This is a genomic window from Mangrovimonas sp. YM274 (assembly GCF_030908385.1).
Classification (GTDB): domain Bacteria; phylum Bacteroidota; class Bacteroidia; order Flavobacteriales; family Flavobacteriaceae; genus Mangrovimonas_A.
Window position 1 is genome coordinate 3,399,892 of record NZ_CP133091.1, and the last position, 18,514, is coordinate 3,418,405.

At 33.5% G+C, this 18,514-nt stretch carries 16 protein-coding genes; all 16 read right to left on the bottom strand.

Annotation, left to right across the window (positions count from 1 at the left end; translation table 11 throughout):
* Positions 1 to 49: 49 nt before the first annotated feature.
* A complete protein-coding gene (locus RBH95_RS14940; RefSeq protein WP_307900367.1) occupies positions 50 to 2,407 on the bottom strand; it encodes a GumC family protein in 2,358 nt (785 codons plus the stop codon).
* 7 nt (positions 2,408 to 2,414) lie between these two features.
* On the bottom strand, positions 2,415 to 3,179 hold the full coding sequence (locus tag RBH95_RS14945; RefSeq protein WP_307900368.1) for a polysaccharide biosynthesis/export family protein: 765 nt from the start codon (positions 3,177 to 3,179) through the stop codon (positions 2,415 to 2,417).
* A gap of 133 nt (positions 3,180 to 3,312) precedes the next feature.
* Positions 3,313 to 4,488 carry a glycosyltransferase family 4 protein gene (locus RBH95_RS14950; protein WP_307900369.1) on the bottom strand — a complete coding sequence of 392 codons (1,176 nt, stop codon included), beginning with the start codon at positions 4,486 to 4,488 and terminating at the stop codon, positions 3,313 to 3,315.
* Positions 4,489 to 4,715: 227 nt separating this feature from the next.
* On the bottom strand, positions 4,716 to 5,474 hold the full coding sequence (locus RBH95_RS14955) for a glycosyltransferase family 2 protein (protein WP_307900370.1): 759 nt from the start codon (positions 5,472 to 5,474) through the stop codon (positions 4,716 to 4,718).
* Entirely contained in the window at positions 5,475 to 6,023 is a 549-nt protein-coding gene (locus RBH95_RS14960; RefSeq protein WP_307900371.1) for a WcaF family extracellular polysaccharide biosynthesis acetyltransferase, read from the bottom strand.
* A complete protein-coding gene (locus RBH95_RS14965) occupies positions 6,024 to 6,968 on the bottom strand; it encodes a UDP-glucuronic acid decarboxylase family protein (RefSeq protein WP_307900372.1) in 945 nt (314 codons plus the stop codon).
* 8 nt (positions 6,969 to 6,976) lie between these two features.
* Positions 6,977 to 8,125 (bottom strand): glycosyltransferase, encoded by a 1,149-nt coding sequence (locus tag RBH95_RS14970; protein WP_307900373.1) that lies wholly within the window; start codon positions 8,123 to 8,125, stop codon positions 6,977 to 6,979.
* 10 nt (positions 8,126 to 8,135) lie between these two features.
* Positions 8,136 to 9,113 carry a glycosyltransferase family 1 protein gene (locus tag RBH95_RS14975; RefSeq protein WP_307900374.1) on the bottom strand — a complete coding sequence of 326 codons (978 nt, stop codon included), beginning with the start codon at positions 9,111 to 9,113 and terminating at the stop codon, positions 8,136 to 8,138.
* Between the two features lie 77 nt (positions 9,114 to 9,190).
* Positions 9,191 to 10,585 (bottom strand): hypothetical protein, encoded by a 1,395-nt coding sequence (locus RBH95_RS14980; protein ID WP_307900375.1) that lies wholly within the window; start codon positions 10,583 to 10,585, stop codon positions 9,191 to 9,193.
* A 23-nt stretch (positions 10,586 to 10,608) separates the two neighbouring features.
* Positions 10,609 to 11,328 carry a sulfotransferase family 2 domain-containing protein gene (locus RBH95_RS14985; protein WP_307900376.1) on the bottom strand — a complete coding sequence of 240 codons (720 nt, stop codon included), beginning with the start codon at positions 11,326 to 11,328 and terminating at the stop codon, positions 10,609 to 10,611.
* A gap of 65 nt (positions 11,329 to 11,393) precedes the next feature.
* Complete coding sequence (locus RBH95_RS14990) at positions 11,394 to 12,404, bottom strand: acyltransferase family protein (RefSeq protein WP_307900377.1); 1,011 nt, start codon at positions 12,402 to 12,404, stop codon at positions 11,394 to 11,396.
* Positions 12,405 to 12,458: 54 nt separating this feature from the next.
* Positions 12,459 to 13,439, bottom strand: coding sequence for a glycosyltransferase (locus RBH95_RS14995; protein ID WP_307900378.1), 981 nt, complete (start codon positions 13,437 to 13,439; stop codon positions 12,459 to 12,461).
* A 10-nt stretch (positions 13,440 to 13,449) separates the two neighbouring features.
* Entirely contained in the window at positions 13,450 to 14,622 is a 1,173-nt protein-coding gene (locus RBH95_RS15000) for a glycosyltransferase family 4 protein (RefSeq protein ID WP_307900379.1), read from the bottom strand.
* 238 nt (positions 14,623 to 14,860) lie between these two features.
* On the bottom strand, positions 14,861 to 15,907 hold the full coding sequence (locus RBH95_RS15005) for an acyltransferase (RefSeq protein ID WP_307900380.1): 1,047 nt from the start codon (positions 15,905 to 15,907) through the stop codon (positions 14,861 to 14,863).
* A 106-nt stretch (positions 15,908 to 16,013) separates the two neighbouring features.
* Positions 16,014 to 17,285, bottom strand: a complete 1,272-nt coding sequence (locus RBH95_RS15010; RefSeq protein ID WP_307900381.1) for a hypothetical protein — start codon at positions 17,283 to 17,285, stop codon at positions 16,014 to 16,016.
* Complete coding sequence (locus RBH95_RS15015; RefSeq protein WP_307900382.1) at positions 17,267 to 18,514, bottom strand: glycosyltransferase; 1,248 nt, start codon at positions 18,512 to 18,514, stop codon at positions 17,267 to 17,269. The genes RBH95_RS15010 and RBH95_RS15015 overlap by 19 nt, the downstream gene beginning before the upstream one ends.

The window sequence follows — 18,514 nt, forward strand, 5'->3', positions numbered from 1 at the left end:
CAGCATACATCTTAAAACAAGTCTTTTAAAAAAAAGAATCCAAAGAAAATTATACTCGCGAGAAAATACGTTTGTACCAAAGTAATTTTTCATTATAGGCTTCATAACCGTAACCATACCCATAGTTATACCCGTAGCCCTTTGACTTCAATCCCCCTACACCATTAAGAACATAATTCAAGTTTTTAAGTTTTTGGTCCCGATTGAGTTCCTTTGAAAAATCTAAAATATTCTTATCGGTATAGTTAGATCTTGTTACGTATAACGTGACATCCGAGTATTGAGAAATTAATAACGTATCTGTTACCAATAAGGTTGGAGCGGTATCAATAACAATATAATCATACCCCTTTTTCAATTCTTCCAACATAGTTTCAAATCGACCATTAACAAATAACTCTGACGGGTTTGGAGGTATAGTCCCTGCCAGCAAAACACTGAAATTTTGTCTATTTACAATCTTAGGATGAATAATCAAATCCTTATAATCCATAGTAGTATCAAACAAATAATCGGAAAGGCCCTTATCTGTTTTCTTCAATTTTAAATTATTATGTAATTGAGGGTTCCTTAAATCTGCACCAATAAGCAGTACTTTATGATTTACACTAGCAAAAGCCAAGGCTAAATTAGTAGCCACAAAGGTTTTCCCTTCTCCTTTAATTGTCGAAGTCACATATACTATTTTAGCTGAGCCACCCTTTTTTCCTAATGCGTAATTAACATTCGTAGTTAAGATTCTAAAGGATTCAGCCAACATACTTTTGTCATGCGCATTTAAAAATAACTTTTGATCCTCTACCAAAGGAATCTCCCCTATCACCGGAATTTCAGGCACTTGCCTTTCTAACTGATTCTTCCCATGTATTTTGGTATCCAAATAATTCACTCCATAGATAATTCCTAGAGGAATTAACAAACCAGCCAAAATTGCCATAATGTAAATCTTATTTCTATCAGGAGAAATAGGCCCCGAAGTAGTCGCATTATCCAAAACCTTAATAGAGTCTGCTGTAATCGCGAAATTAATTGCAGCCTCCTCTCGTTTTTGAAGTAAAAACAGATATAAGGTCTCTTTTATTTTTTGCTGGCGCTCGATAGCCCTTAGCAGCGTTTCCTTCTCAGGGACACTAGCAACTAAACCCTGAGATTCAATTTTCCTACGTTTAATTTGTGATTCGGCAACCTTAAGTTGATCCAAATAATTATTTATAGACTCATTTAAGTTGTCTTGTATTTTCTCCAGGTTTTCTTCAAGACTAATAACCCTTGGATTCCCGCTTCCTGCACTGACTATCAAATCATCCCTTTCTTGCACCAAGACATTGTAATGAACAATTAAATTATTAGCATTGGTATCCTCCAAGCCGATACTCTCTGGCAACAAATTAAATCCGTCTCCAGTATTGAGAGATTCCTTTAAAAATTCCGCTAAAGCCTTTTGGGTTTCCAAATCAAATACTGCTTGATCAGACTCTACCTTCCTCCCCATACTAAAGCCTACATCCGCTTCAATAGAAATCAAATTGTGATTCACCTTAAAATCTTCCTTTTCTTTTTCAATAGAGTCCAATTCTGTAGCTAAAAAAACAAAACGGTCATCCACAAAATCCATGGTTCTTTTATGCACTAATTGACGATCTTGAATTCCGTCCAGATTGAATTGCTCCACCACTTTATTAATAATATCTTCCGATTTCTTTTTATTGGTTCCATTTAAACTAATCGTTAAAATATCTCCACTACTATTATGTCGCCCAATTTGTAATTGCCAAGCTAAACTCCTGGCAACACCTCCAATCGAACCAAACCTTACTAAATAAAGGTTCCCAATATTCCTGGCCATTTCTGACTCAGACCTAGGTATAATAGAAAAAGGCAATCCATACTCCCCTGCATTAACAACATATCCTTTTACACTAAAATCAGAATACTTTTCTTGTTCATTGCTAATCACATACCCACCTGATACAACTTCAATTGTAAAGGTCAATCCGGCCAGAGATGTCTTCGATCTTTCCACCACTCTAAATGGAGCAGGCCATAATTCGGTATCGCGAAATTTTCCAATTTGAGTATACGTAATTGTTAAATTTAAATCTTCCACAACCTTCGTTAATAAACGCTTAGATTTAATGAGTTCCATATCATTATCTAAGTTAATAGAAGAGCGTTTAAACACGAAAGCCGATGTAGGCAATTCAAGTCCTTTTCCTTCATCCAAAACGCGTATCTTGGCGGTTGTCCTAAAAGTATCTGGCGTATATCTGGAATAAAAATAAGCCACCAAGACAGCCACAGCAATTGAAAGTAAAAACCAAGGCCAATGGCTTAGGTATTTACTTAATTCTTCTTTTAAATCAATCTTAGAATCGTTATTTGGTATTTTTGAGGTAGAATTTGTCATTTAATGCTTATCTAGATAGTAACAATGCAAGACTTATAGAAAAGGAAACAATTCCCAACAGCGCCCCAAGATCACCAATAATTCCAGCCTTCTTGACGGCCGAATAATTTTGATCGACCACAATTACATCATTTTGTTTAATATAATAAAAAGGACTATTAAACCAATCTGTAGATGTCATGTCAATGTGGGCCACCTCGCGGATTCCAGATTCCTCCCTTATAACTACAATATCCTTCCGTTTTCCTTTGATCGTTAAATCACCTGCCATCCCCAAGGCCTGAGTAAGTGTTATGCTCTGCTCATCAAACGTATACATCCCAGGAGATTTGACTTCTCCCAACACCGTAAACTTTCCGTTTACAATACGAACGCTTACTGTAGGAGCTTTTAAATGCCCCCCTTCAACCAATAAATTAGTAATATGTTTTTCCAATTCAGTTGTCGTTTTATCACGGACATCTATATATCCTAATATAGGAAACAAAATTGTATACTCTGTTGACACGAGATAAGCATCCATATTGGCTTGATTAGAATTACCACCACTAGATTGCACTCCAACATTAGATCTTTTGTTATAAGGTTCAGCCGCAGTTGGCTCTAGAGCACTGACATTAATTTTCAATAAATCATTTACCTGAATAGTACTATTAGGGTATTCTACAGTTTTTACAACCTCATCAATATCTTGAAAATATAATACCTGCTTTTTTGTGGAACAGGAAGTAGCAAGCAAACAAAGGATAATCCCCTTGAGGAGTAGTTTCATTTAGTACTGTTTAGAATTATTAGGAAAGGTAAACATTATAGTTTATCCTTTATTCGTTTCACAAACAAATATACCTACAATTTGAATACGTACCAAACGATTGTAGAAGTCTAGATAAGGATTTAAATGTTTTTTAGGTAAGCTTAAATTTCAGCTTTATCTGCCCTTTAACTTTAATTAACCTTAATCGCATGATACTCATAAATGCAATAGTCCCAATACTAGTTAACAATACCAACTGCCAACCAATAGGTAAGAATAATACATTCACAGAAATTAATACAATCATTAGAGAAGTTATTGAAATGATAAAGGTAGTTTGCCAATGCTTAAAACCATTCCCTATGATACGATGATGGATATGATTTGTATCCGGATGAAATGGACTTTTCTTCAATATAAACATACGGATACAAAATACCCTAAATGTATCAAATAATGGAAAAAACAATATGGCCAAAGCGATGACCGGAGCCGAATTACTGAATGAATTAGCTTCTTGTATTTGACTATACCAAATAAAATTTACGGCTTGAAAGGCTAGTAAAAATCCAATAATCATAGACCCGGTATCACCCATGAAAATTTTTTGTCTACTCGAGAAATTATGTCTTAAAAATGGCAACAAGGCTCCAACTGTAATAAAAGAAATTGCAGCTAGAACAAACTGCTCGGTCATGCAAAAAAACATCCCAAAACAAGTACTTGCAAGCAGCCCTATACAACCTGCTAACCCATCGACACCATCAATCAAATTATAGGCATTTATAATCAACACATAAACAAACAATGTAAACAACACAGATATTGCATAAGGTAATTCTCCAACATCAAAAATACCAGAAAAATTCATAATTCGAATATCCGTAATCATAATAACCACTAGGGAACTAAATACTTGGCCTATAAACTTTTTCCTAGGTGACAGAACCAACAAATCATCTTTAATTCCAAGAAAAAATAAGACTATGAGCCCTGCTAAAAGCGTCAAAATTTTGTTGTCATACAACATACTTCCCAATAAGGAAAGTACCACCGATATCCCTAGAAAAATTCCAACTCCACCCAAGGTTGGAATCCCTTTTTTATGAACGCTCCTTATCCCAGGCTCATCCACAAGATGTTTTGTTTTTGCCACGTGAATAACTACTGGCAATGCAGAAAAAGAAATGATAAACGCCAAGAAACTTGGCACAAGCAACCACAGGTAAACATAATCGCCCCTAAAAAAATTATAAATAATCGGATTCATGGTTGTTAAGATAATTGTTAATAGCTGTAATAAGGATAACAAAAATACAACTTTCAAATTATTAATCTTTGCATTTCATCTATAATAACTTTTTTTTTATAATTATTTAATATTCAGGCATGTATTGATTTTTTTTCACAATTATAAGCCTAAAAAAAAATGAAAAATTTATTTTGGATTATCTCTAAAAAACAATTAGCACAATGTTGAAAAGTCTATCTATCAAAATGTTAACAAACTATACCTTCTTAACTAAGTATCCGCCAAATAAGAAGTTTTAGAACTTAAGGTTTTTTAAAAAATTGAGGGATTTTAGAACAATTTTTAAGCACTAAAGACCAAATAGGAAAAGAGAGTTTATTAAATTTAAGGGCTCGATAATCCTCCATAGATTTTGTGATTATATTCTTTAAACTTCTATTGCTAGCTCCTCCAACCCTCATTTTTGTTATAACTTCAGGCAAATATTTAAATTGCAATGTTTTATCACAAAAAATGCGAAGCATCATATCGTAATCTGCGGCAATTTTAAACTCCGTATTGAACAAACCGTGTTTTGTATAAACCTCCTTTTTTAGAAATACCGTAGGATGCGCTGGCATCCATCCGCGATTCAAAAGGCTTTTAGAAAATGGTTGACTTTGCCAATGTCTAACTATCTTGTTTGTGTCCTTGGAGCTAACATAATCTAAGTTACCATAAACCCCATCAGTAGCCCCTTCAGAAAAGGTAGCGACTATATTCCCTATAGTACAGGTGGAATTAAAAAAATCATCTGAATGCAAAAAGCCAACAACATCTCCTGTTGCGGCTTTAATTCCTTTATTCAAGGCATCATATATCCCTTTATCAGATTCTGAAACCAGTACAATGTTAGTATACTGTTGCTTATAAGAATTTATTATAGACAAGGTGTGATCTGAAGAAGCACCATCAATAATAATATACTCAATATTAGGGTAATCTTGAGATAAGACCGATTTTATACATCCCTCAATAGTTGCTTCGCTATTATAGGTAGCGGTTATAATGGATACTTTCATTTACTCTATTATTCTTTTTCTAAGCAATACAGCGGGATTACCTTGATAAATCCCAAAAGACTCCAAATCTTTTGTGGCCACTGAATTTACAGCGAGCACACTATGCTCTTTCAAAACTATTCCAGGACACACAACAGATTTAGCACCTACCCAAGCACCGTTTTCAACCGTTATACTTCCTATAATCAAATCGAAAGAAGGCTTTTTGTAATTATGATTCCCGCATAACAACATGGCTCCTTGCGATACACACACATTACTTCCAATAGTCACCTCTGCTAAATTATCGATCCAAACCTTTTCTCCAATCCAGGAAAAATCACCAATCGTCAATTTCCGTGGATATTTAATATTAACCCCCGGTTTGATTACCACTCCTTTTCCCACTTGAGCTCCAAACATCCTTAAAAGGAAAACCTTCAAACCCGAAGACGGATTCAAAGGATTCACAAAAAACAATGCATTAACAATATACCAACTTAAACGCTTCAATGGGTTTCCAGGCTGGTACCAATCGTTATTGTATGTTGACAAGTCTGTTTTCAACAACTAGGCCTCTTTTAAAAGTTGATCAAAATAGGCGATGGTTTTCACCAGCCCCTCTTCCAAATGCACCTTTGGCTCCCACCCATTCAATTCCTTTTGAGCTAAAGAAATGTTCGGTTTACGTTGCATAGGATCGTCTTTAGGCAATGGCAAATGAATTAACTTGGATTTTGAATTGGTTAATTTCAGTACCTTTTCGGCTAATTCCAACATGGTAAACTCTCCTGGGTTCCCAATATTAACAGGCCCCATAAAACCATCCCTACTACTCATCATCCTAATAGTTCCTTCAACCAAATCATCTACATACTGAAAGGAACGTGTTTGAGTACCATCTCCAAAAATGGTGATATCATCTCCCTTTAAAGCCTGAACAATAAAATTGGACACCACTCTACCATCATTTGGATTCATGTTAGGTCCGTATGTATTGAAAATACGAATGATTTTAACATCTACATCATTCTGAATATGATAGTCCATAAACAAAGTTTCCGCACAACGCTTTCCTTCATCATAACAAGAACGCAAACCAATTGGATTCACATTTCCCCAATAGGATTCCGGTTGTGGATGCACCGAAGGATCGCCATACACCTCACTAGTGGATGCCTGCAAAATTCTGGCCTTAACACGTTTTGCCAAGCCCAGCATATTGATGGCGCCCATCACTGACGTTTTGATAGTCTTGATAGGGTTGTACTGATAATGTACAGGAGAAGCCGGACATGCCAAATTGTAAATTTCGTCCACCTCGATCATATAAGGTTGAGTCACATCATGACGTACTAATTCAAAGTAATGATGATCCATTAAATGCTCGATATTTTTTTTACTACCTGTAAAATAATTATCCAAACATATCACTTCATTGCCTTCATTCAGCAAACGTTCACATAAATGAGAACCAACGAATCCTGCTCCTCCTGTTATTAAAATACGCTTCATGTATATTTTTATTTGTTAAATAATTCTCTATTTGCATTTAATATTTTTGGATTGTCAAAATAGTCCTTTGCAAACATAAAGGCTTTTTTTGACTTCTTATCAAAATCCTCTTGGGACATTTGAGCACAATATTCAATAACTCTTTTAAATTCACCTATAGAATCCAAAGGAATATCCCAACCAATCTCTGTTGTATTCAAATCCCTCCAAGGGGTTTGGTCTGAAATAATGGTTAAACAACCATTTTGCCAGGATTCTACAATAACATGACCGTAGTTCTCATTAAAAGTAGGCAACAACAAGGCATGCTGATTATTTAATACGTTTTGCAAATTGGCATGTGGTACTGCTCCGACATATTCTACTTTTATATTCGATGGCATCTTTTTTATTTCCTCTTGACATTCCTTCCAATATGCAGGATCATCAACTGGACCAATAATAGTATATTCCACAAATGTCCTAGAATCTATCCCTTTTAATAATCGTAATGCCCCCAACAAGTTTTTCTTAGGATGTATTCTAGATAGATAGAATAACTTTAAATCCCCTTTTTCCTTGGCTCTTGGAGCATAATCTAATGATCTTTGTGGTAGATTTGAAGCTATTTTACAACGGATTCCATTTCCAAAATTTCGAAAAATCTCCTGTTGTTCGCTAACGGCAGTTGCATGCCATACTATTTTTTTATGCCAGCCTAACATTTTAAAACCTTTCAGAAAAACTTGTTTCTTTAAGGGCTTAATTTTTAAAGCGCCCTTACCCAACATTCCTCGAGGAGCCAAAATTACTTTAACATTAGCCCTTAAGGCAGCCCTTAACGGCAAAATTGAGAACTTGAATGAAAACAAAGAATTTAGATACACCAAATCGAAACTCTCGTTATTCAAAATTGACCTATAAAAACTATAGTTTTGATGCGCTTCATCCAAGTACATAATCCTATAACGACCCTTATCCAAAATTCTATTATATTCAATATTCGGATATGGAAGTGTGTCACCCAAATCCTTATTTGAGGTTAGAATGGTAAACTGATATTCCTTGCCCAATTTTGCCAATAAGTTGTTGATGGACTGTATCGGCCCGCCAGCTTTATACCCTGGCAAAAACCAATCTGTAACTATTAAAACTTTCTTTTGTAGTTTGTCTTCCATTCCAACAAGCTTATAAACTTTGATACAAAGCTAGGTATTGCTCCGCAATTACATCCAACTGAAACCTCTTAACATTTTCTAATCCTGAAACAATTAAATTTTGTCTATAGGCCTCGTCATCAAGGACCCTTTTCACTCCTTCACGAATAGAGTTCACACTATTAGGATTCACTAAACAAGCTCCTGCTCCAGCAACTTCCTTCATCGCCCCCATGTTTGAAGTGATCACTGGACGACCAATTGCCTGGGCTTCAATTATTGGCATCCCAAACCCCTCATATGTGGAAGCAAATAACACCAGATCACATTTTGTATAAGCATCCACAATCTCCTGGTATGACACATTAAACTTATTATTATATTCAAATTCAAAAGCTTTCAAAAGACTCAATTGTGACTCTGAGAGCAACCCTATGATCAATAAAGTACAATTAAGTTCTTTTAAAGCTTTTAGGGTACGTTCCAAATTTTTATTGGGTTTAGTTCCTAACAATAAAATTTGAGGTTTCCGAACATTTAATTCCTTCGGAGTATAGCATAACTGAGAATTTACCGGGTTATAAATCACTTGGATTTTGGAAGCTGCAAAAGGGATGACTTTTTTTAATTCCTTTTTGGAAAATTCTGATATCACGGTGATTTTTTTCACACACAATGCTGGGAGCCAAAACCAAAGCAATTTTATAATTTGTTGCTTTAACCAAGGCCCTTTTATAATTGACTGAACATCATGAATTGTCAGCACTGTTCTGTTTCCCGTTACCAAAGCCATATAATGCACATCGCCTGTAATATGAGTGATACTTCTCTCTGGAGCCCTATGAGATTTTAAATTTTTAACAATCGTCTGTAAATTTGCTCCAGAATGAGACACTTCTGCCAACGACACTTTACATATTTTGGAAATATGGCATACAACAACTGCAAACAACTCTTCTATACTGTTGTATTGTGGTAACTTTTTTCTAAAAACAAAATGAATACTCATTATCTAAACAATCTCAACTAACTTTTAATTAAAATTATAATCCAAAAAAATTAAAAGAATAACTCTCTACAATTTAATTAGGTTCTTAAAAGTCGTTTATCGACTATTGGCAAGGCAAATTTGATAATTAAACTGAATACTATTAAAAACATAAAGGTATTCCCTGAAATTTTCACAATATTCTTACTAAATATATTAAACAGAAAGTACATTGGAATCAAAAATCCATAAGCCCAAAGTGGATTTTTTATTTTTTCTAAAAAATATTTATAAATAAAACCTAATAAATACCCTAACAAATAAATTGGCACATACATAAAAATAGGACCATAATCCGCATAGGCTGAAGCCATATACCCTGTAGTAATTGACACGCCGGATTCAGTCCCAGACACTTCATTAATTCCTGTTAAGGCTCTTGTTTGTTCAGAATCGTCAATTGACTCCTTGTTAGGGAAAAGTATCCTTGGCATAAAAACATGCTCAAGAGCTCCGATCCAATATTTTCCATCCGTAAAGCCAGTATTTTGAGAAATATTTCCAATCGTCGCTGAGAAATATTCTAAAAAGAAAAAACGCTTAATCATGCCTTCAATACCCTCAGAGTAATCTTCTGATTTAACATTCGAAACTAAATCTGTAAATTTTTGAAATGCTTCCTGTTTAGATACCCTTACCACTTGGCTATCCAAACCACCTGACAGATATTCCCTATATTCTTCTTTTACAGCAGTCCAAATAACTCCTAAATTAAATAACAAAATGGCAATAAATACTATTTTCAAAATATTTTTCGGTTTATCTATGCGCTGATTGGTGATAAAAATAATTGGAAATAAAATAAGAATATCTTTAAAGGCCGAGAAAAAACCAGTAAAACCTAAGAGCACTTCAAATAGGATAATGGATAATACTGCTCTTTTATACTCATCCTTAACAAATGCCAAGGTAACAACTAAAAATAACAACACCCATTTAAAGTATAATAATGTTGTAAGAGGGGCTGCCAAACCAGGAATTATGGATGTCAATATTTTTAAGATGATTCCTGAACCAAATGAAAAAGAGACATAAAATATGATAGCCTTTTTAGTGTCATATTTTTCAAGTAAATCTCTTGGTATAGGGTTATAATTTATCTTTTTAGTAGCATGCCATGTCCCAAATGAAAAAATAATTAATCCAAGAATACTATAATAATAGGTGACATTTATAAAGTTAAGAGAATATCCAGGTCGCCATAACAAATCTACCATTTCTGCTCTGGACAGAGATAAATATATATATCCTGATGTAACGGCAAACCATTGAAAGAACATCCCTCCCAATATAACGGGAGGCACCCCTTTTTTCCAAAACAACTTAAAAATAAAAATAAGAGTTAAAAAGGCAGAGGAAATCTCAACTAAATAATCACCGAATGCCGATACTATAATAAAAATTGCGGAAATAAAATAAACCTGCTTTGGCATAAAATCCTCTTTTACCTATTGCTTTATCTTTGACTAAAGAAATTTTCAGAAGCAAATTTATACAATTCCATATCTAAAGAATTTAACTCTTTTAATTTATTGAGTTCCTTTGAAGATAAATCTTTTATAGCTATTCTTTTATGTGTTTTAGTTACATTATTGTGAGTTATATCTAATTTTAAATTATAAGTTTTAGCCATTAGCTCTAAATCATTAGTATAATTTTCAAATTGGCCTACGAAATCAAATCTTTTTATTAAGTTTTGTTTAGCTTTATTTAATTGAATCTTCGCCCCAGCCTTAGACGTCCTCCTGAATAATTGATCGTAGAAAACACCTGCGCAAAATTTAGTTTGTAGATTTAATGCTCTTGGAACACTCTCATAAAACTCAACTATTGATTTATCACCAATTTCATGTTTGTAAGCGGAATATCCAATTTGTTGTTTTTGAAAATAAAAGAAACTAATTAAATGATCTATTGGTTCCCTAAGAAATGTTATATGTAACTTTTGCCTATTTCTAACTGGGTTATTAATATGACAGTAATTTTCTATACCATATGGCCAATGTCCTATGATATACCTGAAATCATTTTTATAATATAAAATTTCTTTAAAACTTCCTGATCGATAAATTAAAGAAGATTCTATATTATTTACAATAATACTCTCTCTTAGAGATGTTCCTGCACATTTTGGAATATGCGTAAATATTATAGCGATATTATCATCTAAATGCATGTGGGTCTAAGCTTTATTAAAAAAAGTTTAAAAGGTCTATTTGCTACCTTATTCAACATTCATAATTAATCCCTAATAATTTTAATAAAAAAAATAGAATTAGTGATTTTTTTATTATTCAATCCCAAATATTTTTCTGGAATAAATTTAGCAGCTAATACAGATAAAATGGCCACAACTGAGATTAACACAAATACATATAAGTAATTATTTGAAACCTTTAATAATTTGATTAACTGAAAAACTGGCCAATGTAACACTAGAAATACCTTGGATTTTTCCCCTATCCAAGCCAAAGAATTAGACTTTATATATCTAAAAATATTTATACTCAAAATTATTCCAATTAATGAATTAATAACATATAAACAATAATTACCAAAGAAGACCTGATTTACATGAAAATCGACATAACTGGGATAAAAAAAGAATAAAGCCAAAAAAGTAATTGATAAAATAACCAAACTACGTTTATTTAATTTACGCATTAATTCCAATCTATTATACAAATAACCAGCACAGACAAAAAAAATAGCCAAAGGCAAATTATGAATTCCTAAAGGTAAAACCAGATTGAAATTTTTAAAAACAGCACCTAAAACCAATAATCCTACAGATAAGATCGCTATGTTTTTAATGCTTAATTTTAGTACTAAAAACATAACCATTTTTGCAATAAACAAAGAGAGTAAAAACCACAAAGAGCTATTTCCAACAGTCTCTCCACTCTTTATTAGATGAAATATTGGAGATAGCAGTATTTTTAAAATTGAATAATTACCATTAAAAAGTTCAGGCAACCTTACAATTATATACCCTACTGACATCCAGACAACCATCGGTACAAGAAGGTTTTCAACCTCTTTTTGTAAGGTTTTACTAAACTTTTGGTTTGTTTTTATAAACATCCCTCTTTTAAAGTAAAACCACGGTATAAAAAAGAATAATAATTTTAATAAAACATTATAAATAATGGATGCCTTTAATTCTCCCCAACCAAAGGCATGATAAATTATCATCCACAAAATCAATACTCCTGAAATTTTATCAAAGGTATCATTTCTTAATTTACTCATCTATCTTTCTGCCTTTATTTACTACTTTAACAGCCGTTTTGCTCCTAAACACCCTTAATCAAACGCCTTTCTATAATACAACCAATATTGAAATTTTTTATCCTTCTTAAAAACATTCAGAAACTTTAAAAAACCATATCTGAGATAAAACCCCGGCACACTACTATATTTTTTAATCACTTTTAAAAACGCTTTGGCTTCTTTGATATCCCCTGAACGTAATAAATTTAAATATAGTCCAAAATATTGGTTATACACGCGCCATAACAAACCGCGTTCTAAATACTTTTTTTTATCCTCCGGAACTCGAGCCATCAATGTCTTAAGTATCTCATCGTTTTCATGAATGCGGTAAATCCACATATTCGGATTTCGACTCAGTTGTCCCATATGTCGTCTTAACTGTATTAAATGTTTTTGAATAATGCCTACGGGTAATTGATCTGTTATACGACACCAGAATTCAAAATCACCTGAATATTTTAAATCTTCCCTAAAATAACCATAACGTTCGAAAACAGTTTTTCTAATGGACACATTGGCAATATTGCCAGGCACACTTCCTGTAAGGATCGATGTTAAGTCATGAGTCAAAGTGCTCATCGTATCATTGGTGTTTATAGGCATCCTATCAATTATCTCCCCGTTTTCATCAATCACTTCAACTCTGCAAAAGGCATAGGCTATATTGGGATGTTCTTCATGAAATTTAACCGTTTCCGCCAAACAATTAACATTCATAATATCGTCTTGTGACCACAGATGAATAAGCTCTCCCCGTACATTTCGTATTAAATTGTTAAGATTAGCAAATAAGCCTAAATTCTCTGGATTATGAAAGACTCTTAAACTAGAATGTTCAATACTATCCAAATATGCCTTCGTTTCAACATCTAATGGGTTATCGTTCCCTACCAAAAGTTCAAAGCTAACATCTTTCTGATTTAGCACTGATTCCAATGCTTTTTTAAACAAGGGCATACCGCTATAGGAAGGTAGCACAACTGAAATAGAAATTTGATTTTCCCTTTGCATAAAACTTAATTTAAATGTTATTCTGAATCTCCCTTTCTATTGCTCCTACAATAGTCTCAAAATTCCAGGCTTTAATGTCTTGTTTTGCTTTATTTCCCAGGATTTGTAACTCGTGTTTATTTAAACCTGTTAATATCTTTTCTAATGCTAAATGATTATTATAATCAAAAACAAAACCATTAACATTCTCCCTAACAAGATCTGATGCACATCCTACCTTTGAACTCACAATCACAGGCCTTCTAGATGCCATTGCTTCATTCACCGCCAATCCCCAAGTCTCACCTGGCCCCTTCGAAGGTAAGCAAATAACATCTCCTAATCTGTATAATATTGGCATTTTACTTTGATTTTGAAACGGTAAAACTGTAATATTCCTATCATTCTCAGCTAAGTCTTTTAATTTGTTTTCCAATGGACCATGTCCAACTAAAACAAATTTCAATGGGATTTCTCGGTCTTTATTAGCCTTTTGAAATGCCTTCAGTAAGAAATCAGGCTGCTTTTTTGCTTCAAATTTACCAGCAAATAAAATCACGATGTCATCTTCTGAAAAACCAAGTTCCTTTCTCCATTCCAAAGCTTGGATTTCATATTGAATAATTTCAGAATCTGCAAATCGTGAATTATCAATAGCATGAGGGGCAAAAACCAATTGATACTCCTTTACCCCATGCGCCTTAAAATATCGCTTGTTTTCTGCTCCGACATAAAACGCCTTGTCAATATGTTTATACACCCAGGTTAAATAGAAGCGCCTTAAAATTGTTTTAACTCCTGAAATTTCATCCAACAATGTTGAGTCTCCCCTAAACCAAACTGGAATTTTGCCTTTAAAGTGCTTCATTACCTTAAAATGACTTTTTAAATACCAGCCAAAAACTAGAATGGCATCTGGGTGCCATGCACTAACCTTAGCTATAAGCTCAGGACAAATAATCCCATTTTTATGATGTGTTCCTGGATCTTTAGAACTATTTTCAACAAATTCGTAATCATAGCCTTCTAAAAGCGGTATATCCCATTTAATCGTTTTTCCAAAAGTTTTATCTTCTACATCTTCTGCTGCCTGCGACCAAGTATAAAACACCTTTAGTTTAATATTTTGACGCTCTGCCAGCAACTTAAACCAAGGCGCATAATACTGAATAGGATGTGATACGACTATTGCTAATTTTTTCATTTTATATACGGAACTATGGTATTCCTTTATTTTAATATTCTATAGATCAAAGATCCATTGTAGAAAATATTTCGACATCCTTCCCAAAAGGCTCTATCAAAATGCCGCTTAATGTGGTTTCAATTTCTCTCTTCTATTGAATTACTTTGGTTTTTAAAAATTGACAAAAAATAGTTTAAAATTTCGAAGCAACATTTGAGATAATTTTGCATACGGTATAGAAACTGTAAACTTAAAATTATTCAACAATTTTCCTTAATCCCCTATTAAAAGACATTAAATAAACAGTTAAAATGGATAACCCAAAAACAAGCAAAGTAAAAACAATTTCTACAAATGTCCCACAATATTGCATTTTATAGGGCTTCAAAATATCAATAAAAATATAATGTATACCATATACCCCAAGCGTTTTTCTCCCAATACTACTTAAATTAGGTATTCTAAAAACTTTATTATTGGATAATGCTATTAAAGAAACTCCTATTCCAGTAAAATACGTTCCAAAAAAATAGTCAGAGATTGCAGATGTATCAAAATACTTTTTTAACACAATAGTTTCAAGACACTGTATAAAAACTCCTAGCAAAGAAAGCATTATTCCTGATTTAAGGTAATTGATCTTATAATCCTTTTGAAAAAATTTAAATCCAGAAACAAAAAACAGTAATCCCAAAAAAGGTCCATTACGTGTATAAAAACCAAAATCCACTCCTATTGGAGTCTTTGAATAGGATAATGCCATATTACCTATTATAAACAGCATTAAAGCAACATAAAAAATACTAAGTCTTAATTTATACTTTTCCCATAAAAACGTTATGAAAATTACTTGAATTAAAGAAGACAAAAACCACAAATGCCCTTTAGTCCCATTAAATAAAAAATTGATTGGATTTTTTAAATTACCTATAATTCTATTTTTAATAAATTCTAATGCTTCAACAATATTAAACTCACCAAGTGGGAATAATTTATGCCACGGAAATAGATAAATACCGCTCCATGCTATAAAAATCAGAAAAACTCTACTTAAAGTCGTTTTCGCAGCCTTATCGATCGATTCTGATTTACTTATTTTTAAGGCAAAAAAATAACCGGAAATGGTAAAGAAAAAAGGCACTGCGAAACGTGATATTTGATTGATAAATACACCTAAATAATTATTAACTCCACAACCAAATAGTGTGCTTCCTAAAAAAGGCCTCGTATGAATCATTATCACACAAAAAATAGCCAACAATCTAAATATGTCAACACTTTCAATTCGTGATTTAATATTCATAAATTTTCAACTTTATTTTTCTTATATTTTATCTATTTAATGACCTGGAGCAAATCAACTATTCAACATACACTCCGTATCTGGGCATCATTAACCCTACAAAAAATTAAACTACAGCATTCATAACTTCAACCAATGCTCTTGCCGATTCTTTGGAAGAGTATTGATCTAATTCGCTTATATCAGGTTGCCAGTTTAAATCTTCTTTTTGAAAAGCCTGTAAGATATCAATCATGACTTCTGAAACGTTTTCATTAGTATCACCTTCATGAAAAGGCACTAAAAATGCGTCGGCTTTCACATCCTTTAAAACCTGTACCGCTTGACTCTCCCCATGCAATACAGTGAATAAAGGACGCTCGCTTAGTAAACATTGATAAGTTTTTGAGGCCGTATAATGTTTTTCTGTACTTCCAAAGAGCATCACACGGTATGCTGCACTTAAATAGTTTAATATGTATAAAAATGGCTGACGTTCACGTTGCTCGACAACGATATCTTCCAGACCATAATCAGCCGCATAAGCAGTAATACGCTTTGCAGGATATGGCCCTGTACCGATAAAAAATAGTCGAATGTCAGCATCCCAGTTCCCATCTTCTTTTAATCTGGCTATGGCTTTAAAAAAAGCCTCCATAAACACATGCGAATTGGGTAAAAATGCCCCCGCATAAATCCAGGGTTTACAATTTGGCATGCCTTCCCAAGGCATTTTTAAGCCTTTCAACTGAATTTTATGATCATTGGGGTCAAAGCCATAGGGCATCCCCACATGGGCCGGAGGGGTTTTAAAGTTACGTTCAATAACAGGCCAGTAATACGGCGTAGAGACCCCTGTAATAAAAGCCGCTTTATTAACCGCGTAAGGTTCTAAATTTCGTGCCACTAACTGACTTAACTTGGCGCGTGTATCATTTTGGTTGGTAATATCGCGCACCCAGGGATCGATATAATCTATCCCATACGGAATACCGGTTTTATCATGAATCATACGTCCCAAAAGTGCTGTATAAAATGACGGAATCGGAATCCAGATGCAATCTATTTTTCTAGTTTTACACAACTCCAAGGCCTTAGCCTTCAAAAACGGAAAAGCTCGCAAGCCAATATCGCCTATAACGCGTGGTTTAGTTACTTTATAGGCCTTAGTGAATACGACTTCTATATCTTTAGAAGCGGTTTTTGCAATAACAGGATCCGGTATTTCTTCGTAATATTTCGAATCAACGGTTAATAACAACGGATGCCATCCTAATTCCTTTAAATAATTTCCAATTAACCTAGGACGTTGCACCCCTGCTAAATTAGCTGGTACCCAATGGGGATATATAATGAGTACTGTTTTCAACTTTTTCTTTATTATAGAATTTGTTGCCAAATGCTTTTTAATTTTTCTTGTTCCTGATCCCAACTGAGTTTCTTTCCTAAATTAAAACGTTTCTGTTTTTGCGCTTTAATTTGAGAGGCATTCTGACACAAACTCAATAAGGTATCCGCTAAATTTTGTGATGATTGTTGACTTAAAACTCCTAATTCTGGATTCTCGCCAATAAATTGATCTTGAGCTTTAGTATCTGTTGCTAAAATATACAAGCCTGCTTGGGCGTAAGTGATAATTTTATTCGTCAAACAAATTTGTCTGTTAAGATCTCGTGAATCAAATTCAAGGGCCAATCCAACATCATAACGGCAAACTTCGGCATGGAGCTCTTTCTGTTGTAATGCTTTTTTAATAAAGAATTGAATTTTGGAATCTTTCAATTGTAAAACTAAAGGATTTATAACTTTATTCTGAAATTCTAAATCCATTTCACCTATCAAAGTCAACTCTAAGTCGATTTCAGGCTGTGATTCATTTAAAATAATGAATGCCTCAAACAGTTGCTCCAATCCCCTTCCGAAACTAACTTTCTGACTAAACCAAACTAATTTTAAACCTACATTAGTTTTTTTTGGTTCAAAGAAAACAAATTCATCCGAGTTAAACCCATTAAGGACAGTGTCTGAATTATTTAAATTACCGACTAAAGTTTTTGTGTACTTTTCTATTAAAGGGCTTGCAAACGTAACTGCACTAACCTTAGGCAACAAGGCCTGCATTAAAAATTCACGTCGCTGCTTTTCATTTTCTGCATCAAAGGCAATACTCTCTCCAGGGTGATAATCCTCTACATCGAAAACAAAAGGTTTGTTTATTACTGAACTTAATCGAAATCCGGGATACAAACTTCCCGAACTATGTCCTATTATCAAATCGATATAGGAATAATCTTGTTTTTTTAAATACTCCCATAATACAATACTGGACTTATTACTTAGGTATGCATTGATCAGCTCGCTCTTGGGTTTTATTCTATAGACAAAAGTTGCTAACTTTTGATATAAAGATGCTTTAAACCAGGGTAAAAAAGGATCTCTCCCTAATTCTACATAATTCGTTTTAATACCCAGAAAGTTTATTATTTCTTTATCTTTTTTCTTCCATTCATCGTCCCGATTAACCAATATAAGCTCGCAGGTAGTACCTAAGGGCATTGATTGTATCGCTTTGACTGCCCTAGGCGTAGTCGACAAATTTCCAGATAAAACAAAAAGGGCTTTTTTCAT